General features: G+C 40.1%; 19 protein-coding genes and 2 pseudogenes. 20 read left to right on the forward strand and 1 reads right to left on the reverse strand.

What is annotated here, in order from left to right:
- Positions 1-73 precede the first annotated feature (73 nt).
- Positions 74-394: a 2Fe-2S iron-sulfur cluster-binding protein gene (locus tag ACYP5M_RS03580; RefSeq protein ID WP_101222115.1), complete on the reverse strand. Its 321-nt coding sequence runs from the start codon at positions 392-394 to the stop codon at positions 74-76.
- Positions 395-669: 275 nt separating this feature from the next.
- Between ACYP5M_RS03580 and cdaS the strand changes: the two genes are divergently transcribed.
- The 20 genes and pseudogenes from cdaS (at position 670) to ACYP5M_RS03680 (ending at position 21,838) form a co-directional block, all read left to right on the forward strand.
- Positions 670-1,290, forward strand: a complete 621-nt coding sequence (cdaS, locus tag ACYP5M_RS03585; RefSeq protein WP_402942814.1) for a sporulation-specific diadenylate cyclase CdaS — start codon at positions 670-672, stop codon at positions 1,288-1,290.
- A 253-nt stretch (positions 1,291-1,543) separates the two neighbouring features.
- Positions 1,544-2,290, forward strand: coding sequence for a type I methionyl aminopeptidase (gene map, locus ACYP5M_RS03590; RefSeq protein WP_101222117.1), 747 nt, complete (start codon positions 1,544-1,546; stop codon positions 2,288-2,290).
- A 245-nt stretch (positions 2,291-2,535) separates the two neighbouring features.
- Positions 2,536-3,288, forward strand: coding sequence for a helix-turn-helix transcriptional regulator (locus ACYP5M_RS03595; protein WP_260357622.1), 753 nt, complete (start codon positions 2,536-2,538; stop codon positions 3,286-3,288).
- A gap of 112 nt (positions 3,289-3,400) precedes the next feature.
- Positions 3,401-4,648, forward strand: coding sequence for a GTPase family protein (locus tag ACYP5M_RS03600; protein WP_452444973.1), 1,248 nt, complete (start codon positions 3,401-3,403; stop codon positions 4,646-4,648).
- Between the two features lie 116 nt (positions 4,649-4,764).
- Positions 4,765-5,907 (forward strand): acyl-CoA dehydrogenase family protein, encoded by a 1,143-nt coding sequence (locus ACYP5M_RS03605; protein ID WP_434169663.1) that lies wholly within the window; start codon positions 4,765-4,767, stop codon positions 5,905-5,907.
- Positions 5,908-6,530: 623 nt separating this feature from the next.
- On the forward strand, positions 6,531-7,205 hold the full coding sequence (locus ACYP5M_RS03610; protein WP_459734658.1) for a C40 family peptidase: 675 nt from the start codon (positions 6,531-6,533) through the stop codon (positions 7,203-7,205).
- A 340-nt stretch (positions 7,206-7,545) separates the two neighbouring features.
- On the forward strand, positions 7,546-7,701 hold the full coding sequence (locus ACYP5M_RS03615) for a cation transporter (RefSeq protein WP_434169664.1): 156 nt from the start codon (positions 7,546-7,548) through the stop codon (positions 7,699-7,701).
- 152 nt (positions 7,702-7,853) lie between these two features.
- On the forward strand, positions 7,854-8,186 hold the full coding sequence (locus tag ACYP5M_RS03620) for a (2Fe-2S) ferredoxin domain-containing protein (RefSeq protein ID WP_260357624.1): 333 nt from the start codon (positions 7,854-7,856) through the stop codon (positions 8,184-8,186).
- Between the two features lie 162 nt (positions 8,187-8,348).
- Positions 8,349-8,423, forward strand: a pseudogene (locus ACYP5M_RS03625) (Lrp/AsnC family transcriptional regulator); the annotation flags it as partial.
- Between the two features lie 286 nt (positions 8,424-8,709).
- Complete coding sequence (locus ACYP5M_RS03630) at positions 8,710-9,900, forward strand: ATP-binding protein (protein ID WP_459734659.1); 1,191 nt, start codon at positions 8,710-8,712, stop codon at positions 9,898-9,900.
- A gap of 106 nt (positions 9,901-10,006) precedes the next feature.
- Entirely contained in the window at positions 10,007-11,995 is a 1,989-nt protein-coding gene (locus ACYP5M_RS03635; RefSeq protein ID WP_434169574.1) for an acetoacetate--CoA ligase, read from the forward strand.
- A gap of 213 nt (positions 11,996-12,208) precedes the next feature.
- Positions 12,209-12,802, forward strand: coding sequence for a TetR/AcrR family transcriptional regulator (locus tag ACYP5M_RS03640; protein ID WP_101222124.1), 594 nt, complete (start codon positions 12,209-12,211; stop codon positions 12,800-12,802).
- Positions 12,803-12,912: 110 nt separating this feature from the next.
- Entirely contained in the window at positions 12,913-13,236 is a 324-nt protein-coding gene (locus ACYP5M_RS03645; RefSeq protein WP_459734660.1) for an antibiotic biosynthesis monooxygenase family protein, read from the forward strand.
- Between the two features lie 65 nt (positions 13,237-13,301).
- On the forward strand, positions 13,302-13,844 hold the full coding sequence (locus ACYP5M_RS03650) for an NADPH-dependent FMN reductase (protein ID WP_459734661.1): 543 nt from the start codon (positions 13,302-13,304) through the stop codon (positions 13,842-13,844).
- A 333-nt stretch (positions 13,845-14,177) separates the two neighbouring features.
- Complete coding sequence (locus tag ACYP5M_RS03655; RefSeq protein WP_459734662.1) at positions 14,178-15,170, forward strand: thiamine pyrophosphate-dependent dehydrogenase E1 component subunit alpha; 993 nt, start codon at positions 14,178-14,180, stop codon at positions 15,168-15,170.
- Positions 15,171-15,191: 21 nt separating this feature from the next.
- Complete coding sequence (locus ACYP5M_RS03660; RefSeq protein WP_101222150.1) at positions 15,192-16,226, forward strand: alpha-ketoacid dehydrogenase subunit beta; 1,035 nt, start codon at positions 15,192-15,194, stop codon at positions 16,224-16,226.
- Between the two features lie 103 nt (positions 16,227-16,329).
- Entirely contained in the window at positions 16,330-17,553 is a 1,224-nt protein-coding gene (locus tag ACYP5M_RS03665; RefSeq protein WP_452444979.1) for a dihydrolipoamide acetyltransferase family protein, read from the forward strand.
- A gap of 16 nt (positions 17,554-17,569) precedes the next feature.
- Positions 17,570-18,952, forward strand: a complete 1,383-nt coding sequence (gene lpdA / locus ACYP5M_RS03670) for a dihydrolipoyl dehydrogenase (protein WP_459734663.1) — start codon at positions 17,570-17,572, stop codon at positions 18,950-18,952.
- A gap of 48 nt (positions 18,953-19,000) precedes the next feature.
- A pseudogene (locus tag ACYP5M_RS03675) lies at positions 19,001-19,747 on the forward strand (acetoin reductase); the annotation flags it as partial.
- A 204-nt stretch (positions 19,748-19,951) separates the two neighbouring features.
- Positions 19,952-21,838: a sigma-54-dependent Fis family transcriptional regulator gene (locus tag ACYP5M_RS03680; RefSeq protein WP_459734664.1), complete on the forward strand. Its 1,887-nt coding sequence runs from the start codon at positions 19,952-19,954 to the stop codon at positions 21,836-21,838.
- Positions 21,839-21,856 lie beyond the last annotated feature (18 nt).

Genomic DNA, 21,856 nt, shown 5'->3' on the forward strand with positions numbered 1-21,856 from the left:
GCTAAAGATTAAAAAAACATCAAAACAATTGTTTTGATGTTTTTTGATTAAACTGCGACACTTACGAAACTATTCAGTCGGCAGGCCTTGGCCCAGCAGGAATTCCAGAGTTTTCTACCGTCTTGATCGGCCGAACGGTAATGTCTCCATTCACGTAAATTTGACAAGATAAACGTAAATGATCTTCCATTCCTTTTTCCTCAAAGATCTTTTTTTCTTTATGTGTGACCTCCAAAAAATCACCCGCCAATATTTCAACTCTGCAAGTTGTACATTTAGCCTTCCCGCCGCATCGGTGGAGAATATTTATACCGTTATCTTCCAATGCTAATACTAATTTTTTTCCCATTTCAACTTCAAACGTTCCTTGGTCAAATACGGTTACATAAGGCATCCAATACCACCTCTTATATAGAATATCTTTCAACAGGTCATTAACATATCTATTCTTTTACCTTGTCCATATGACATAAAAAAATGTGAAGTCATTACTTAATTGATAGTAAAGATGAATAATTAATTATCGTGAAGACAAACTTTAAGTACATTCATAATTATAAATTTAACTAGGCATAACTAGAGCTACGAAAAATAAGATTGGTCTTTGCGAGGCCAATTAAGATTTATTGAAAGAAAGAGAGTGAAATAATAAAGGGGAGGTGCATGACTGTGAATCATGGCAATTGTGATTTTTCACCAATGAAACAAATGTTAAAAGAGGATTTACGACAAGTAATATCAGCATTACAGGATAACTTAGAAGCAATGGGTGATGAAAATTATTGTCTTCTTGGAAATTTCGAGAAAATAAAGGATAAATTTATATACATCGATATGAAAGCAGCTACATTTTATTTGAATTGTTATTTGTCACCGTTTACGGACAAATATCCAGAGTTATCAACTTGCGTACAAAATTTGTCGAATTTGAGACACGGCGGCTTAATTGTGATTCAACGGGGAGACCCTATTGATTCATTGATTCAACCCGGTATTTCAATAGGCGCGGAGTTAACCCATTCTTTACTCGAATCAATTTTTTTCCCTGGAAATCCACTGCATGATGGTGCCGTTTTGGTTAATAAAAATCAGATTGTTTCCGCAGCAAATGTCCTTCCGCTTTCAGACAGATCAACAGGGGAAAAAAAACTTGGAACACGCCACCGCTCTGCATTAGGTTTATCTGAACGAAGTGATGCCCTGGTATTGGTAGTATCAGAAGAAACAGGAAGAGTTTCATTTGCGTTAGATGGAAATCTGTACCCGGTTAATACACATGGACCTATATAAAATTTTTGAGACAATTAAGTCCAATCGTGATTAAAAATTCTAGGTAATTCTCACCTGGAATATTCATTTGTGTAAAAAACGTAAACGCTGGCTTCCATTTTTATTTTTCTCGGAATTACTGGTACAAAAAAGGCCATGAATTAATTAACCCGGTGATTTTTACCGGGTTTTTGGTTGCTTTTTATATAAAAAAAGGCATATGATAAACAAGGAGTCTCAATCAGAAAAGTTATAAAACGAAAGAGGATTTTAAATGATAACCATTAAAAGTGAACGAGAAATAAATTTGATGCATGAAGCGGGCAAACTTCTTGCTGCGACGCATAGAGAAATTGCAAAAATGATAAAACCGGGCATCACGACTTGGGAAATCGAAGAATTTGTCGATAAGTACTTGGCAGAGCATGGTGCTACACCAGAACAAAAGGGCTATAACGGATACAAATATGCAACGTGTGCTTCAGTGAATGATGTTATTTGTCACGGCTTTCCGCAAAAGAAAGCCCTAAAAGAGGGAGACATCGTTACGATTGATATGGTGGTGAACCTTAACGGTGGTTTGGCGGATTCCGCTTGGACATATGCGGTCGGTGAAGTTTCCGATGAAGCTCAGCGTTTAATGGATGTAACCAAAAATGCTTTATACAGGGGCATCGAAGTCGCACGTGCAGGAAATCGTCTCGGGGACATCGGGCATGCAATCCAGTCATATGCAGAAGGTGAAAAGTTTTCTGTTGTTCGCGATTTTACAGGCCACGGAATTGGTAAAACCATGCACGAGGACCCAACAGTCCTACATTATGGTAAGCCAGGTAAAGGTGCCCGTCTAAAAGAAGGTATGGTCATCACGATCGAGCCAATGCTAAATGCAGGAACATGGCATATGAAAATGGATCAAGACGGCTGGACGGCGAGAACGGCAGATGGAAAGCTTTCCGCGCAATATGAACATACCCTTGTCATTACAAAAGGTGAACCGATCATTTTAACGGAACAGTAAACCTATAGAAGAAACGGCCTTAACATGGGCCGTTTCTTCTTTTTATTTTTTACACTATTTCATAATAAACCTCGACAGAATATTCAGAATCCACCCATCCAACATTAGATAGAATCCGAAAAATTAGTACTAGGCAGTTAGGCATTAAAAACTTTACTATTATGTGGCAGCACAGGATAATAAGGGGAAGGAAGAAATATTTAGATGATATGTTATATAAACAGTAAATAAAGGGGGTTTTGACAGTGAAGAAAGGGGAAAAACTGTCTGCAACGGTTGAAACGGTTGGGTTGAGCCAGCGGGAATTTTTAACGATTTTCTTACTTCACTCTTTGAGGATAAAAGCGAATTATCCAAGGGCGATTCATCAAGACCTGAAAAATACGTTCACTGGCAAAGTACATAGCTATGACTATTTATGTAAAATATCCAATACGCTAGTCGATTCCAATCATTTATCCTTATATACGAATAAGGGAAGAAATTATTATCAAATAACGGAAAAAGGCAAAGAGCTTTACATATGGTACCAAGAAAATTTCCTGGAACGGTTCTCCGAAGTGAAAAAGGTCATCGATCGCTTCATGTTCGATTTAAGGGGATCTGGTGAAAACCCACCGGTTGTTAATGAGCTTCCTGAAGAATACAGGTCGTATTTCTCGAAAATAATATCGGTGAAGGATCTAGTCCGTTATGTAACCTTAAAAGCCGCTTTCACTAAGAAGCCCATTTACATGGGGGAAATTGGCGATCTGCTTAAGAATCAGTTCGGTTGGATCGCTTCTAACGGTTATTTATACGATTTATCTCATGAAATGGAAGAGAACGGGCTTCTTGTCGGCAGGTGGGAAAGTGAAAAACGAACTAAACGCTATTTACGAATCACCGATGAAGGACAGCATCATTACAAACAGATTGCGGATTCTGCAGCATTTCAAGTTCAGGAAATCCAAAAATACATGGCCAGTGTCATTATGTTCTTAAAAGAAAAGAGTTAAATGGATATATGGAGCCCCTTAATTTTGCAAGGAGAATGAAGTTACATGCTTAAATTGAATCGTTCAAGGGTAAATGTTACTTAAAACACTTCTTAACAAGGGGGAATGAGTGATGGTGGAAAAACATGATGAAATGGGAAGCATATTCAGTTTCATTAAAGGCCAGGTAGATAAGCTGCCCATTTCACAATCAAAAAAGAACAAAATGCTCGACCAGCTCTTAAAGCTTAAAACGATGACAGTTGATGCAAGGGAACCGCGAATTGCTCTTGTCGGCAGGCGCGGTTCCGGAAAATCATCACTGATCAATGCGATGTTTGGTCAGGAGCTCCAATATGTCAGTTCCGTTAAATCCGGAACGGGTAAGGGAAAATGGCTATGGTACCCGAGTGATGCCGAGCCCAAGATTCGTTTGCTGGACTCCCGCGGGCTGGGTGAGAGTGAAGCTCCTACGGAAGATTTCGAAGAAGAAACACCATTGGGTGAATTGATAAAAGCGGTAACAGAAGAACAGCCTGATGTGTTTCTTTTCTTGATTAAAGCAAAAGAAACGGATTCACGGATTGAAGAAGATTTACAAGAATTGAATAAGCTGCGCAAGATCGTTAAAGAGAATCACCATTATGATGTACCCGTCATTTGTGTGGTCACCCAAGTGGATGAATTAGATCCGCCTCATTATAAACAAGCACCTTTTGATGCCAATCCTAAGAAAAAACAGAATATTGATGAAGCCATCGCTTTGATGTCAAAAAGATTTAAAGAGAGTGAAATACCACTTTTGAACATCATTCCTACTTGTTCGTATATTGATTTTGATGAAAGTGGAAATATTGAATATGATATGCGTTGGAACATAGATTTGCTGTCTGATTACTTAATTGAGGCCTTACCCAGTGAAGCGAAGCTGAAGACAGCCAAAGCGATGCAGAGCCAATTCGTAAAGAAAAAATTCGCGCGGACGATAGTGGGAACGTTTACGGCAATCGCAGGTTTAATCGGTGCAGAGCCAATACCTTTTGCCGATTTTCCCATTTTGACCGGCATTCAAGGTTTGATGATTGTGGTGATTGGTTTTATCGCGGATAAAGAAATCAATACAAAAACCGCAAGTGAATTCATTGCTGCATTAGGGATCAATGTCGGAATCGGTCTCCTAGTCAGGGAAGGTGTCAGGGCTGCAGTCCGTTTCATCCCAGGAGCCGGCCTAGCCGTTTCGGGTGCGGTAGCGGGCGCAGTCACATATGGAATCGGGCAGGCAGCGATAGCTTACTTTCTCGAAAACAAAAATATTGATCAGGCTAAGGAAGCTTACAAGAACGCGAACAAAGAATATAAAAATGAAGACATCGACTCTTAATGGGCAGATTCGAACCATAAACTACACTAAGGTGATATGATAAAGTGGAGTTAGCAGTTCTGTTTCTGCTGCTGGATGGTCCAGGATTTTTGTTTACTACAGGAGGGGTGATCTTCATGTCGTTTTTTCAATCACAGAAGCAAAAAGAATATATACAAAAATTAGAGGAAGCGATTCAGTCGTTTTCCGGCCGATCTGAGGCACTTGATGATTCAAAGGGATTTCCTTTTGAAAACATTCAGGAGTTAAAGGAATTCGGATATCCCCGATTAACGTTAGCAAAAGAGGATGGAGGGTACGGCGGTTCCTTATATGATTTTCTCCTATGCCAAGAAAAAATAGCTCAATATTGCGGCCCAACAGCCTTAGGAATAGGCTGGCATGTCGGAACCGTCCTCTCCTTAACGGAGAAGAGACCGTGGGAAAAAGAAGTCATGAAAGAGTTGTTTGATGAAGTGTCGAAGGGTGCTCTAATCAATACGGCAGCATCTGAGACTGGAACGGGAAGCCCGACGCGCGGTGGCAGACCGGAAACGATCGCTATCAAAAAGGGTAAACAATGGAATTTGAATGGAAGAAAGACTTTTACTACACTCTCTCCCATCCTTGATATTTTTCTTGTAACGGCATGGGTACCCGAAGATGAGTGTTTAGGCACTTTTTTAGTTCATCGTGATGTAACGGGTGTAAGTATAGAAGAAACTTGGGATATGATCTCCATGCAAGGAACAGGAAGTCATGATATGGTGTTAACTGATGTCAGCCTGCCTGAAAAGTATTATGTCATGAAAAGCAATCCTGGTGAAAAAAGAAAACCTGAAGCGTGGCTATTACATATACCGGCTTGCTACTTGGGAATTGCAGTGGCTGCCAGAAATTACGCAGTCGAATTTGCGAAAACCTATTCTCCCAATAGCTTACCAGGACCAATCAGGGACCTTCCGAATGTTCAACGTACAATTGGGGAGATGGAACTGGAATTGGGCGAAGCACATCATTTCCTCTACTCTGTCGCAGAAAAATGGGTGCGGCAGCCTGAAGATCATGATGAACTATCGAAGCAATTGGGTGCTGTTAAGTTATCGGTCGTCAATAAATCGATTTCCATCGTCGATAAAGCGATGAGAGTCGTCGGAGCCAAAAGTTTACAACGAAACAATCCCCTGCAACGCTATTATAGGGATGTACGCGCAGGTCTCCATAATCCTCCGATGGATGATGCGACTATAACGATGCTCGCAAAATCCGCTCTTTATTAAGTTCATATTCGAATATGGCACTGAAATGACTTCGTCGTTTTCAGTGTTTTTTGCTATTCTTTTTCTAATATTATTTTGTGTTTTCGTTGCAAGTGCAGTTTTTAGGAGGGAGCTAGTACCTATTAGGTGAGTCTTTTTTTGTACACATGTACCACTTCTAGAGTGTGGGGAAAATTAGAACAAAACATTTATAAAGTTATGGTTGGAAAAGCCAGGTATTCACAAACTTAAGAACAAACATCTGAACGAATTTAATGGATTCTAAATGCAAAATAAAAAGAGTCAGGAAAAATACTATTCACACCGAATCAAAGGGAAGGTGCCCTGCCACCCAAATATTAGTTGAAAGCTAACTCATAGAACCATTTTGGATTCAATTTTTTGATGGATTAAAGTATGGATAATTTTCATAAGATACCCACAATTTTAAGTTCTGTTAGTAATTTAAAATCTACCAAAGAACATATCAATTTCCGGAAGATATTTGGGGTATTATAGATATTTTGTCACTTCTGCTCAAATACTGCATAATTTTGTAATGATAATGTAAATTAAGGAAAATATGTGTGTCACTTAAGGATGATAAAATTATAAAAAAGAGATTTTATCGGGGGAAATAGTAAATGAAAAAAATTATTGCTTCAGTAGTAGTGACGGGATTGTTACTTTCGAATCCTTTGGTAAGTAATGCTGCATTAGGAGACCGTACGTTAAAAAGTGGAATGACTCATACCGAAGTAAAACAATTACAAGGGGTTTTAAAGAATAAAGGGTACTTCACTAATAAAAACACTACTACATATTTTGGCACAGTCACTAAAAGTTCGGTAGTGAAATTTCAAAAAAAGAAGGGCTTGAAAGCTGACGGTATTGTAGGTCCGAATACATATAAGGCTTTGGGGATTACGAAAAAAACTGCTCAAAAGTCAAACGGTAATTCATCTACTAATCTGGTAAGTAACGCTAAAAAGTATTTGGGTGTACCCTATGTATGGGGAGGGAGTACACCAAAAGGTTTTGATTGCAGCGGATTTTTAAAATATGTTTTCGAAAAAAGTACCGATGTGACTTTGCCTAGAACTGTTGCTGAAATGTATAAGAAGGGGAAAAAGGTTTCTTCACCAAAAGTTGGGGATCTTGTTTTTTTTGAAACCTATAAACCTGGCCCCTCTCATGCGGGCATTTATATTGGAGGGAACCAATTCATTCATAGTTCCTCCTCAAAAGGTGTAAGTATTACTTCGATGAATAATAGCTATTGGTCAGAAAGATATTTAGGTGCAAAAACATATAATTGATAGGGTTGACTTTTAACTTTTATAACAATAAGCCCAGTTCTTTTTCAAGGACTGGCTTTTTTTCATTAATCTACAAATAGGTTATTATATCGAGAAGTCCTATGAAGATGATAACCACACTTCTTTTCTTTATTATTAAGGAACCTTCTGCCCCAATCCGAAAAGGTTTAACCATGAAACAGATGCTTTAATGTTTTATATGATCTTTAATGAGCATTTTTGGTTTTACATAAATTACTTGAAGTATGGCCCCTTGCCAATACCGAGAAACAAAGCACTCGAAATCGGAGAGAATCCGCCAACCCGTGCAACTAAAATAACTCCTAGTAATAGAAAGTCTCTGAATCGGTGCTTGGCTTTTTTGTCTTGTGGGCATTGCATTAAAGCGATTGAAGGCAGTGTAGAGAAATTGCCTGGAGTTAACACTGTGAAAGAAAACTTGGATTCAGGAACTGTTGAAGTGGAATTTAATCCAGACATGTGCAATAACATTTAATATTGAATCACGATTTCGTTTAGAATAACATATACTTTACCGGGGTATGGTTTATTATAACCCTGGTCGCTAATTGTTTCCTAACATCCTATTGAAATGAAATTTGATGTAAAGTCAAAGAGGTCAAATAAAAAGGAAAAAGGGGATTTCATATGAACTTAGATGGGGTTAGCAAACATCTATTAATTTGCAACGGGAAAACATGCACGAAAAATGGAGCAGAAGAAGTAACAGAGACCATTAGAGGGGAATTGAAAAACTTAGAACTACAAAAAAAGATTCACACAACAAAAACATTATGCAACGGCCAATGCAAGCATGGGCCGATCACTGTTCTATATCCACAAGGAACCTGGTATAAAGAAATGAATAAAACAAAAAGTAAAGAACTTATTCGTCAATTGAAAGAAAATGAAAATGTTCATTTAGGTTCAGAACTTTATTACCATGATGGGAAAACATACAAGAACCATGAGAGTGAATGAACTGTAACATCTTACTTCTATATCTAAAAGGGTTTCTGTACAAGGAGCTTTTCTGGAAAAAATTGCGATATTCAATGGACTGATCATTTATACCAATCAGCCCATATTTCCATCAATAGCGTTTCTTCTTCCCATTAATACTAATTGAAAATTGGTCTATTAGAAAAAATGGAAGTTTTGGAAAGAGCATTAGCGTCTATGCCAGAAGTATTGGAGTTTCATTGTTTAACAGGTGAGTAGTAGAAAATTCAATATTTTTACCAATCTGAGGGAAAAATACCCGTTCGTAAAAGTACACTTTACGAACGGGTATTTTCCTGGATGGCGGAAGAGGAAACTTTTAATTCCTTCATGTTAATTTCACTAGCTTATTATTCTCTATCTTGTTAAGATTGATATACCTGTCTAAATCTTCGAAAAATATCGAAAGTTCGGTGTAAAAATGAATCTTATGACAAAAGATTTACTGATTAACTTTTTAATTATCCTTTTTCCGATCTTTTTATTGCAAATGAGCTATCTAGTGAAGTACGTATACCGTTTAGATGCATTAAAAGGATCCTTCCTATCGATTTTCCCTATTCTTTCACTTGTTCTATGCATGTTATTTCCCGTTGTTATAGAAAGGGATTTTGTTTGGGATCTTAGATGGATCCCTTTTCTATTAGGCGGTTTATATGGAGGCTACCGGTTAGGAATCATATTGATAGTCATCACTCTTGTTATCCGCTATTTATCAGGGGGGGATAATGGATTTTATATATCATGCATCACTTTTCCACTAATGGGAATTTCCCTGTTTTTTATATCTAAGTACTATCTAAAAATGTCTGTCAGTAAAAAAATCCTTATTGGCATATCATTAATATTCATTGTCCATATTCTTACGCAGTTTATTTCAACAGTCGTATTTGAACTTACTATCGGCATAAGCATATGGAAACAATACTTCACGATCCAAGTCATTGGAATCGTTGTTGTAATCTTACTATGGGAGGTCATCCTCACTAATTTTCAGGTTCTCGAAAAATTAGTGAAAGCGGAAAAATTGCAGATCGTTAGTCATCTGGCTGCAAGCATATCTCATGAAGTCAGAAATCCCCTTACAGTTACCAGGGGATATATTCAAATGTTAAGTGAAGACGTGTCTTCCCATACAAAGGTCAAGTATGCAAATATTGCACTGAAGGAATTGGATCGGGCCACGGATGTCATTAATGATTATTTGACGTTTGCTGCCATAAGCCCTGAAAACACGGAGCGATTAAGGGTATCAGAAGAAATTCAGCATGTCGTGAACAGCATAAAACCCTTGGCTAGCAATAATGGAACAGAATTGAAATTATCCTTATTCGAAGATGGAGCTTATTATATCATGGGGGAAAGGAAGAAATTCCAGCAGTGCTTGTTCAATATCTTAAAGAATGGGATAGAATCGATGGACCATGCTGGCGAAATATTCATAGATTTAATTCATGCTGCCTCCACCATCCAAATTAAGATCCAAGATCAGGGAATTGGAATGACACAGGAACAGATATACCGTTTAGGTGAACCTTACTTCACGACAAAGAATAAAGGGACGGGATTAGGAATGATGGTTTCATATAGCGTTATCAAAAGCATGGAAGGAACGGTGCATGTGTCAAGTGTACAAGGGAAAGGGACATGTTTCTCTATTAACCTGCCCATACATAAATACGAGCCTATTTAGTTTAGTGTAAATTGACGGTTTTATACACATAGATTACAATTTAAGTAAACTACCAATATTATGAAATGATTCAATGACGCATTTGATACCTAAGGGAGATGATTGTATGAAATCGCTTACAGATGGACAAATCATTTGGGAACCGACAAAGGAACAAATCGAGCAAACGGTATTGACTCAATATGTGAAATGGTTAAAAGAAAAGAAAGGTTTAACGTTTCATGATTATCATGAATTATGGAAATGGTCGGTAGATGAACTGGAGGAATTTTGGGCTTCAATTTGGGATTATTGTGATGTAAAAGCAGCCAGGAAATATGACAGGGTTTTAGCGGAGCAATCAATGCCAGGTGCGAAATGGTTCGAGGGGGCAAGGCTTAATTATGCTGAAAATGCATTATGGAATGAGCAAGAAGAGAAAACGGCGATTTTTTTCCGTTCCGAACATATCAGGCAGCAGGAAGTCAGCTGGAAAGAGCTGAAAGAAAAAGTAGCTTCTGTCGCCCATTCATTAAGGCAACTTGGTGTGAAATCCGGTGACCGTGTTGTTGCCTATATGCCAAACATACCTGAAGCTGTCATAGCTTTCTTGGCAACAGCAAGCATAGGTGCCATTTGGTCCAGTTGTTCACCTGACTTTGGGGCAAGAAGCGTCATAGATCGTTTCAAACAGATTGAACCGGTTGTATTACTGGCTGTTGATGGATATCAGTACAATGGAAATGTATATGATAAAACATCAGTCGTCTCCCAGCTTAAACAGGAATTGATCACTGTAAAGCATACCGTTCTGGTACCTTACATAGAAAAAAAGATTTTGGAAGTGAATCTGGCAGATACGATTCCTTGGGATGACCTTTTAAAAGAAAAGACAGAATTATCTTTTGAAAATGTTCCGTTCGATCATCCGCTTTGGATTCTCTATTCATCAGGCACAACCGGAATGCCAAAACCAATTGTACAAGGGCATGGCGGTATATTATTGGAGCATTTAAAATCAACAAGAATCCATCAAGGCATGACTTCCGAGGATACTGTATTCTGGTTTACGACGACAGGCTGGATGATGTGGAATCTCCTTATGGGCGGTTTGCTTAATGAAGGGACCATCGTCCTTTATGACGGCAGTCCTTCTTTTCCGAATATGGATGCCCTTTGGGAATTGGCTGAAGATACAGGCATGACTTTCTTTGGAACAAGTGCACCATTCCTTACGAATTCCATGAAGTTAGAAAACAAGCCAATGGGAAAATATGATTTATCGAAATTGAAGGCTCTTTTTTCAACTGGGGCTCCATTGTCTGGCGACGGTTATAAATGGGTGTATGAGAATGTCAAGAAGGATATCTGGCTCAGTTCATCCAGTGGCGGAACCGATGTTTGTGCCGGATTTGTAGGTGGCGTTCCTACATTGCCCGTAAGAATCGGAGAGATACAGGGAAGAGCATTGGGTGTTTGTGCGGAAGCTTTTGATGAGCATGGTCAAACATTGATTAATGAAGTCGGTGAATTGGTAATTACCAAACCGATGCCATCCATGCCGCTATACTTCTGGAATGATCATGACGGGACAAGATACTACGAGAGTTATTTCGATACGTATCCTGGCATATGGAAACATGGTGATTGGATAAAGATTGACGACAAGGGCAGCTGTATCATTTATGGTCGTTCCGACTCGACCATCAACCGTTCTGGTGTTCGGATGGGAACTAGTGATATCTACCGGGTCGTCGAAGCGATCGACGAGGTGATGGAAAGCCTTGTCATTGATAGGGAAGTGCTTGGCCGCGGTTCCTCACTGCTGCTGTTCGTTGTCCTTAAACCCGGTAATGGCCTGGATACAGCATTGACGGCAAAAATCAAGGAACAAATCAGAGGGCATGTGTCCCCTCGCTTTATCCCTGACCAAATCCATGTCGTTGAACAAATACCTAAAACGTTGAACGGAAAGAAAATGGAAGTCCCGATACGTAAAGTGTTATTAGGTTTCGAGTTTGATAAAGTAGTGAATGCAGACTCCATGGGAAATCCAGAATCGCTACAGTTCTTTAAAGAATTAGCGCTCGAGTTGAATGAGAAAAAAATATTCTAGCAATCAGGCGGAGCAAAATGCTCCGTCTATTATTAGTTTTCCTGAATGGGCTTGGTGTTAATTCCCCAATAAGTTTCTATCATTTAGATTGGCCTACCGTCTTAAAAAGAATATGTATTGCTGGAAATATTCCCTTGACAATTTTAAAACAGCTGAATAGAATAAAATATATAGTCAGTAAGTACTGACAGTCTATTCAGGGGAAGTGAGAGCATGAGCAGCAGTAATAAGCTAAGTACCGATGATAAGCTGCTGTTGGCGGCAATCGATCTAATCGCAGAGAAGGGATACAATGCTGTTACTACTCAGGAAATTGCTGGTGCCGCAGGTTTGAGTGAAAAAACACTGTTTCGTCGGTTTGGAAGCAAGCTAAATCTTCTAGAAACAGCATTTGATCGATATCATTATGCCGAAGAGATGACAATACTTTTTAATGAAGAGCAAATCGTGTGGGACTTACATTCAGACTTACAACTGATCAGTCGAACATATCATGAAATCATGAATCGTAACCGTAAAATGATTATGATAAGTATCAAGGAGGAAGGCAATTTACCTGGGTTTCGAGAAAAAACACAAAAGCACCCTCGACAGTTACTGAAAATTTTAACAAACTATTTTAACACGATGTATGAGAAAGGAAAGCTTATTCACACTGAACCAGAGCTTCAGGCACTGTCGTTCATGATGATGAATTTTGGAGCCTTTATGAACAACCTGGATGCCGATGAAAACTATCCAACCGTATCCCTGGAGGCATTTATAACTGAGAGTGTGCAAATATTTACTAGGGCTTTAACTCCCTAGTTTTTTATTAAAAATAATGACAGTTAGCACTGACACCCTTTAATGATAAAAGGAGATGCCAATTATTAATGAATTGAAAAAAATATGTTAAATGACAGGAGATTATGAATATGAAATCAAGTAATACAATAGTATGGATTAATGTATTTACAGCTAAACCAGGCAAACTAGATGAATTGGTTGCTATCCAAGCTGAAGAACTACTCAATTTTAAGAAGGGATCACAAGGTGTTCCTGGTTGGATCAGCAGCCGTTGGCATCGTTCTGTAGAAAATAACAAGGCAATTATGGTAACTACCTTTGAGAGTATTGATTTTCATAAAAATTGGTTAGAAAAAAGTGAATTTAGAGAACATCTTAAAAAAATAAACCATCTCATTGAAGAAACAGAAGGTGGGTACTACACGTTAGTGGAAGAGATAGAAAATATGTAATCAAATTATGTGGTCTTTATTCTTAACCAATTTATTTGCCAGTCATTAACGAGGAGGAGAAAACATTGGGAAAATTAAATATCGGAATTATCTTAGGAAGCACACGTATAGGACGCGTAAGTCCACAAGTAGGAAGTTGGGTAAAAGAAATAGCTGATGAACGAAAAGACGCAAATTATGAAATCGTCGATATCATAGATTTTAACTTGCCATTTGTTGGAGAAGGCACTGGTATAGAACCAGGATTATTAGCTTGGTCAGAAAAACTTTCTGGCTTGGATGGTTTTGTGTTTATCGTACAAGAATACAATCACAGTATTACAGGGGCCCTAAAAAACGCACTTGATTCCGCACGTGATGAATGGAACAACAAAGCTGCGGGCATCGTGAGCTATGGTTCAACTGGCGGAGCCCGTGCAGCTGAACATTTGCGTGGCATCTTAGGGGAATTACTAGTTGCGGACGTTCGGGTAAATCCAACATTATCGCTATTTACAGACTTTGAAAACTTCAAGACGTTTAAACCAGCTGATTTACACCTTGGGAATGTAAATGCAATGTTAGATCAAACGATTGCATGGAGCGGTGCACTAAAAAATTTACGGTAAGCTTGATAGTTTAATAGCTAGGTCCTTCCTCTCTAACTATTTAACAAAATTCATGTTAGTAAGTACTGAAACCTAAATAAAAGGTGCATAAAGAGCTTATTCCTTAAGATTAAGCAGGCTGCTTTCCACATTCAAACCATCTTTGAACTTCAGTTATAAGTGAATTCGGATCGTATATTTTAAACAAAACGAGACAAAACGAGACAACAATCTCATTTTGTCTCGTTTTGTTTCTGCTGAAAATAGTTAAAGTCCCAATTTACCGCCTCCTATTTTGGCACGGCAATTGCAATATATTAAATTGACTCATTATTAATGATTGGGGGCTGAAAAATGGAAACGGTTCAATCGAATGAAATAAAGTTATCTCAGGACAAGGCTTATTGGATGTACAATAAAATGCTGGAAATCAGAAAATTTGAAGACCAGGTTCATGAATCTTTTGCAAAGGGGATATTGCCAGGGTTTGTCCATTTGTATGCTGGGGAAGAAGCGGTAGCTGTCGGAGTATGTGCTCACCTATCCGAAAAAGACAGCATTACAAGCACTCACAGGGGGCATGGTCATTGTATAGCAAAAGAATGTGATCTTAACGGGATGATGGCTGAAATATATGGGAAAGTGACAGGGATTTGCAAGGGAAAAGGCGGTTCCATGCATATTGCCGATTTGGATAAAGGGATGTTAGGCGCGAACGGGATAGTCGGTGGTGGCTTTCCGCTCGCATGCGGTGCAGCATTAACTGCCAAATATAAAAAGACCGATCATGTTAGTGTTTGTTTTTTTGGTGATGGTGCCAACAATCATGGAACATTCCATGAAGGGATAAATCTGGCGGCAATCTGGAAGCTGCCCGTTATATTCATCGCTGAAAATAATGGGTACGGGGAAGCCACGCCTTTTAACTATGCTTCAAGCTGCAAAACGATAGCCGATCGGGCGATAAGCTACAATATCCCGGGTGTCCGGGTGGATGGGAAAGATGTATTGGCTGTGTATAAGGCTGCTGAAGAAGCCGTTCAGAGAGCTCGCAGGGGAGAAGGCCCATCATTGATCGAATGTGTTACTTATCGTAATTATGGCCACTTCGAGGGAGATGCACAGAAGTATAAAAAAGAACAAGACAAAAAAGAGCATAAACAAGAGAAAGATGCGATTGCCCTATTTAGGAATTACTTGCTGAATCAGAATCTGCTGGCGGAAAAAGAACTGATTTCTCTTGAGAATGCCGTTGAGGAATCTATTAAACAAGCAGTCAAGTTCAGTGAAGATAGCCCGTATCCAGAGGCATCCGATTTATTAAACGATGTTTATGTATCCTATTAAACTATAAAAGGAGGAATTGAGATGAGTAGAAAAATCAGTATGTCACAAGCAATAAATGAAGCAATGGCCATGGCAATGAGAAAAGATGAAAATGTCATCCTTATGGGAGAAGATGTAGCCGGCGGTGCAGAAGTTGATCATTTGCAGGATGACGAAGCATGGGGTGGTGTCTTAGGTGTCACAAAAGGATTGGTTCAAGAGTTTGGCCGGGATAGAATTCTTGATACACCCATTGCGGAAGCAGGATATATGGGAGCGGCAATGGCAGCCGCTTCGACAGGCTTGCGACCGATTGCCGAGTTAATGTTCAACGATTTCATTGGCAGCTGTTTGGATGAAGTATTGAATCAAGGTGCGAAGTTCCGCTATATGTTTGGCGGTAAAGCACAGGTTCCCGTGACGATCCGTACGATGCATGGTGCAGGGTTCAGGGCTGCAGCTCAGCATTCACAAAGTCTCTATGCCTTGTTCACTAGCATTCCAGGATTGAAGGTCGTCGTTCCCTCTTCCCCCTATGACGCAAAAGGGCTCTTACTTTCAGCCATTGAAGATAATGACCCTGTCATCTTTTTTGAAGATAAAACGCTATACAACATGGTAGGAGAGGTTCCGGAAGGCTACTATACAATCCCAATCGGCAAAGCTGAAATTAAAAGGAAAGGCTCGGATTTGACGGTCGTTGCCATCGGTAAACAAGTTCACACCGCGATGGAGGCTGCTGAAAAACTCACAGCGAAAGGCATTGAAGTTGAGATTGTTGACCCGCGGAGCTTGTCACCACTGGATGAAGAATCGATTCTCTCCTCTGTGGCAAAAACAAATCGTTTGATCGTGATCGATGAAGCGAACCCAAGATGCAGCGTCGCAACGGATATTGCAGCACTGGTGGCGGATAAGGGATTTGACACGCTCGATGCGCCAATTAAGAGGATTACGGCACCACATACACCTGTACCTTTTTCTCCACCGCTTGAAGATATTTACCTTCCTACATCAGAAAAAGTGATACAAGTCGTTTCAGAATTATTGGGGGAGCCTTCCATCCTAGGGGTGTAAATAAATCCATATGATGCATGCTCCAGCTTTTATAGAACTGAAAAAGTTGGAGCAACAAAACCAATGATGGACAAACAAACCATTCTGAAGGGAGAAATAAGATATGGCTGTCGAAGTGGTAATGCCGAAATTGGGCATGGCAATGAAAGAAGGTACTGTTTCATTATGGAGTAAGGCTGTTGGGGATGCAGTCGAAAAAGGTGAAGCAATAGCCAGCATCAATTCAGAGAAAATAGAAATGGAAATTGAATCTCCAGCTGAAGGTACGATTTTGAATATAGCTGTTCAAGAAGGACAAGGAGTACCTCCAGGAACCGTTATCTGTCATATTGGAAATCCGAATGAAAAAATAAAGATCGATGAACCTGTTGCTGAAGAAACACAGTCGAAAATTGCTGTACAAGAAAAGCCGAAAACAATAGAGTCACCCATTTTGCCAATGGGAGATCGATTGATGATCACCCCGGTTGCACGAAAAATGGCACAGGCAGCGAATCTTGACATCGAGACGCTACAAGGTACCGGGCCAGGCGGAAGAATCACAAAAGAAGATGTACAGAAAGTAATCGAGAAAAGGGATTTGATGCCGGTAAATACAGAAAAAAGCATAGTTCCCCCACCCCAACCTACTTTAGAGAGACCGCAGCAGATTCCTGTGACCGGAATGAGGAACATCATCGCTAAACGTATGAAGGAGAGCTTGCAAAGCAGTGCCCAATTAACTATAGCGATGAAAGCTGATGTCACTGATCTAGTCATTTTGCAAAAACAGACTGCTGAAACACTGCAAAAACATGAATCAACTAAATTGACTATAACGGACTTTGTTGCGAAGGCAGTCGTGCTTTCACTTAAAGAGCATCCTAAAATGAATAGTGCTTATATTGAAGATAACATCATTTTGTATGAGCATATCCATCTTGGATTAGCGGTGGCCTTGGAGAATGGACTCGTTGTTCCCGTCATAAAAAATGCCGAAAATTATACCTTAAGACAGTTATCGAATAAGGGGAAGGAATTGGCGCGATGTGCACGTGACTCTCAATTGCCTATTGAAGACATGCAAGGGTCCACTTTTACTATCAGTAACCTCGGGGCATATGGAGTTGAGCACTTCACACCTATTCTCAATACACCGGAAACGGGGATACTCGGAATTGGCTCTGCTTACGATACCCCGCTTTATATTGGCGAAGGTTTGGAGAAGAGAACGATCCTGCCACTCAGTTTAACTTTTGATCACCGTGTACTCGACGGGGCACCCGCGGCTGCCTTTTTACAAACACTAAAACGGTATTTAGAAGAGCCGATCACCGTGATTTTATAGAAAAGGAGTGAAACTCTTGAATCGTATAGCAATTATAGGCGGAGGTCCTGCAGGGTATGTAGCGGCAATCACTGCTGCCCAGCAGGATAACGAAGTCATATTGGTAGTGGATGGGCCATTGGGGGGCACCTGTTTAAATGAAGGCTGCATGCCAACGAAGTCATTATTGAAAAGTGCCGATACGTATGACTTGGTGAAAAATGCCGGGCAAATGGGAATTCGCCTTCCCTCCAATTCGATTGAAGTCGATTGGGATACCGTACAGGAACGAAAGAGAGAGGTCATATCTAAACTAGTGAACGGCATTCGATATTTAATGAGTAAGAATAAAATAAAAGTCATTCAGGGAAGGGCTTCCATCCTTTCAAGCAATCGACTGCTGATCGAGAACGGAAATAAAAATGAAGTAATCGAGGCAAGTAAGATCATCATTTCAACGGGGTCAGAACCGATTCCACTACCTTTTGCGCCGTTTGATGGTGAATGGATCATCCACAGCGGCCATGCCATGTCACTTCCTGCCATTCCCGATTCGCTGATAATTGTCGGAGGTGGTGTCATTGGATGTGAATTTGCCAGTATTTATAGCAGGATGGGCACCAAGGTCACCGTTATCGAAATGGGGGAAAAGCTGCTTCCAGGGGAAGATGATGATATCACAAGGATTCTGCATGACGAATTGAAAAACCAAGGCGTTACAGTCCATACCTCCACATCTGTCAAAAACATCAATGCAACCAGTAAGACGGTATATTTAGAGAATAGCGATGGCAAATTGGATGAAATGCATGCTGATTACGTACTCGTATCAATAGGGAGAAAACCAAGAGTGAACGGAATGGGCTTAGAGGGAAACGATATTGATTTTTCCCGACTTGGCATCTCGGTGGATGATCGAATGCAAACAAGCAATCCATCGATTTATGCCTGTGGTGATGTGATAGGGGGCATACAACTTGCCCATGTAGCTTTTCATGAAGGACGGGTGGCGGCTCTGAATGCCTGCGGTCAATTTGCACAAGTGAATTACCGGGCAATTCCTCGCTGCATTTATACCTCCCCGGAGATTGCCAGTGTAGGCTTGACCGAAAAAGAAGCGCGTAATAAATATGGAGAGATTAAGGTTGGTGAATTCGCTTTTTCTGCAAACGGGAAAGCGGTCCTTTCCAATAAACCGGTAGGAAAGGTCAAAGTCCTTGTTAACCCACAATATAATGAAATTTTAGGTTTTTCCATTGTTGGTCAGCATGCAACAGAATTGATTGGTCAAGGAACGGTCATGCTGCATGCAGAAATAACGGCAGATATGATAGAAGATTTAGTAGCAGGACATCCAACCTTGTCGGAATCCATACATGAAGCTCTTTTAAATGTTGTAGGTCAAGCTGTGCATTGCTAAAACTGAAGGGGGAATTTGTATGGCTAGCGGTCAACGGATGGCGATAGCACTGGTGCAGGTCGTGGTATCGGACGTGCCATTGCAATAAGATTGGCTCAAGATGGGTTGAATGTGGTCATTAATGACGTCAATCTGGATACGGCTGAATCGGTCGTGAATGAGATTAGGGAACTTGGACGTGAAAGCTTTGCCGTTAAAGCGGATGTAAGCAATAGACGGGAAGTATTCGAAATGGTGAAGCAAGTTGTAGAACGTTTTGGACAACTGGATGTTATGGTTTCAAATGCAGGAATTGCACAAATAAAGCCTCTATTGGAAGTAACTCAAGAGGATCTTGAACAGATTTTCAATATAAATGTAAATGGTGTCCTCTTTTGTCTGCAAGCCGCGGCTGAACAAATGAAAAAGCAAGAAGGCGGGAAAATCATAAATGCTGCCAGCATCGCCAGTTATAAAGGATTTAGCTTACTAGGTACATACTCGGCCACGAAATTTGCCGTAAGAGGAATTACACAAGCGGCAGCACAGGAATTAGCCCAGTTTGGCATTACGGTGAATGCATACTGTCCAGGAATTGTCGGGACGCAAATGTGGGATTTAATCGATGAAAAAATGGGTCAATATATGAATCTTGCTAAAGGGGAAACATTTAAAAAGTTTACAGATTCCATAACCTTAGGACGCTCCGAAACCCCAGAAGATGTGGCGAAATTCGTCTCTTATCTTGCATCACCGGATTCGGATTATATGACAGGGCAATCCATCATGATTGATGGAGGAGTTATTTTCTCATAAACTATATTGTTCAATGGAGAAGCATCATGTGAATGATCACATGATGCTTTTTTTGCAAACTCAATCTATATATTGTAAGCGAATACATAATCTACTATAATTAAAAAGACCTCGATTAACATCCTATTTTATACTCCATGGTATTTTTCCTCTAGATAGACTGGTCAAGTGAAGGTTTAAACCAAATGATTAGAGGAGGATTATATGCTATCCACTAGTTGTTATCTACGTACTTGGGAACGCTTTGTCAGTGAAGGCGTTCTCGATTCAAATCGTCTGAACAAGCGAATAATGGAATCCTGGCATCGCTGCAAAAAAGATCAAGTCAATCCATACCTTAATAAAGGCAAACACATTTTGACGAATGAATTATTGGACATTCAAAGAGAAAAAAACTCGTTTCTATTAGAAGTGGCATCCCCCCAATTATCCAGGATGAATCAATCGATAGAAGAATCGGGAATGATGGCTTTATTGGTCGATCCGGATGGATATGTCCTTTCACTTTCCGGAAACGAGAAAATACTCGATGAGGCAGGCAAAATAAATTTTGTGGAGGGCGTATGCTGGACGGAGGGTGAAGTCGGAACGAACGCAATTGGAACAGCGTTGAAAACGGGTGAAGCCGTAATGATTCAAGGGACCGAGCATTATTCAATTGCCTCACACAAATGGAGTTGCTCTGCGATGCCTATTTTAAATGAAGACGGTAAGATATTGGGAGTTTTGGATATATCATGTCCAGTAGAATATTTCCATCCATCCATGCTGGGTATGGTAGCCAATTTGGCTTATACGATCGAACAGGAAATGGGGGTCCGTTCCTATAAAAAGGAGCTGGCACTGACCCAGCACTCGATAGAACTTGCAGAAACCTATCCAGATCTGCCTTTTATCGTCTGTAATCACAAAGAAATGATTATCTCCGCCAGTAAACAGGTTCGCAAAAAAATTCCTCAATCCATTGGTATGGCATTGGTCGATCTGTTAAATCATGGATATCGAATCGTAAAGGAGAATCCGCTTCTATCCAAAGAGGATAATAGGATTTCCGGTAAGTGTTTATTCTTATCAGAGAATTATGGTCATGAAACCAATAGGCTTTTTCCTGCTTCAATGCCTTTAGAAAGGTTTGCCTTCAAAGGGGAAGGAGGGATTAGTGAGTCCTTTCATAACACATTAAATAAAGTGAAGCTTGTTGCACCGACAGAAGCAAATGTGTATATATCCGGTGAAACAGGGGTCGGGAAAGAGCTTATTGCCAAGGCTATTCATGAAAATGGCATGCGCAAAAAAGGACCATTCGTCACGATAAATTGCGGAGCCATACCTAAAGATTTAATGGAAAGTGAATTATTCGGGTATGTTGATGGCGCTTTTACTGGGGCTAAACGGCAAGGGCACAAAGGGAAGTTCGAGCAGGCAAATGGAGGGACCATTTTTCTCGATGAAATCGGTGAAATCCCTTCAGCGATGCAGGTTGCCTTACTGCGTGTTCTTCAAGAAAGAAAAATCGTTCCGATCGGCGGCACAAAAAGCATTTCATTGGATATTCGCATTATCACTGCAACACACCGTAATCTTGAAGAGCTTGTCAATGAAGGGTCCTTTCGTAAGGATTTATACTATCGGCTGAACGTTTACCCCATTCATGTACCTCCCTTAAGGGAAAGGGTTGAAGACATTCCTTATTTAGTCAACTACTTGTGTTCGAAGAATAATTGGAATATTCCATTAACTGAAGAATTATTGAACCGTTTAAAGGAGTACAATTGGCCAGGCAATATTAGAGAGCTGCAGAATGTACTTCAGCGATTTACCATCTTACTTGCAGAAGGACCTCTTGATTATGTTAAAGTGTTGAATTCCATGCATTCCCAGCCCGTTACACGGCATGATGATTTTCCTGCATGGGAAGAACCGGGTAAAAATGGGATCAAGGGAAATGAACTGACGATCCGTGAAAAAATTCAACGTGATCTGATGATAGAGGCATTACAAAAATCAAGAGGGAATGTCACTGCTGCAGCAAAGCTTATGGATATACCAAGAAGTACATTTTACAAGCGGCTCCATAAGTATGGTATTTAGACATGCGTGTGTACATTA

Source organism: Peribacillus sp. N1 (genome assembly GCF_054600815.1).

Bases quoted from the DNA above. Each gene is read 5' to 3' on its own strand.
- ACYP5M_RS03580 (WP_101222115.1), bottom strand. From the start codon at position 394: ATGCCTTATGTAACCGTATTTGACCAAGGAACGTTTGAAGTTGAAATG.
- ACYP5M_RS03640 (WP_101222124.1), top strand. From the start codon at position 12,209: ATGAGCAGCAGTAATAAGCTAAGTACCGATGATAAGCTGCTGTTGGCG.
- ACYP5M_RS03600 (WP_452444973.1), top strand. From the start codon at position 3,401: ATGGTGGAAAAACATGATGAAATGGGAAGCATATTCAGTTTCATTAAA.
- ACYP5M_RS03645 (WP_459734660.1), top strand. From the start codon at position 12,913: ATGAAATCAAGTAATACAATAGTATGGATTAATGTATTTACAGCTAAA.
- ACYP5M_RS03680 (WP_459734664.1), top strand. From the start codon at position 19,952: ATGCTATCCACTAGTTGTTATCTACGTACTTGGGAACGCTTTGTCAGT.
- map (WP_101222117.1), top strand. From the start codon at position 1,544: ATGATAACCATTAAAAGTGAACGAGAAATAAATTTGATGCATGAAGCG.
- ACYP5M_RS03635 (WP_434169574.1), top strand. From the start codon at position 10,007: ATGAAATCGCTTACAGATGGACAAATCATTTGGGAACCGACAAAGGAA.
- ACYP5M_RS03605 (WP_434169663.1), top strand. From the start codon at position 4,765: ATGTCGTTTTTTCAATCACAGAAGCAAAAAGAATATATACAAAAATTA.
- ACYP5M_RS03660 (WP_101222150.1), top strand. From the start codon at position 15,192: ATGAGTAGAAAAATCAGTATGTCACAAGCAATAAATGAAGCAATGGCC.
- ACYP5M_RS03655 (WP_459734662.1), top strand. From the start codon at position 14,178: ATGGAAACGGTTCAATCGAATGAAATAAAGTTATCTCAGGACAAGGCT.
- ACYP5M_RS03665 (WP_452444979.1), top strand. From the start codon at position 16,330: ATGGCTGTCGAAGTGGTAATGCCGAAATTGGGCATGGCAATGAAAGAA.
- ACYP5M_RS03610 (WP_459734658.1), top strand. From the start codon at position 6,531: ATGAAAAAAATTATTGCTTCAGTAGTAGTGACGGGATTGTTACTTTCG.
- ACYP5M_RS03620 (WP_260357624.1), top strand. From the start codon at position 7,854: ATGAACTTAGATGGGGTTAGCAAACATCTATTAATTTGCAACGGGAAA.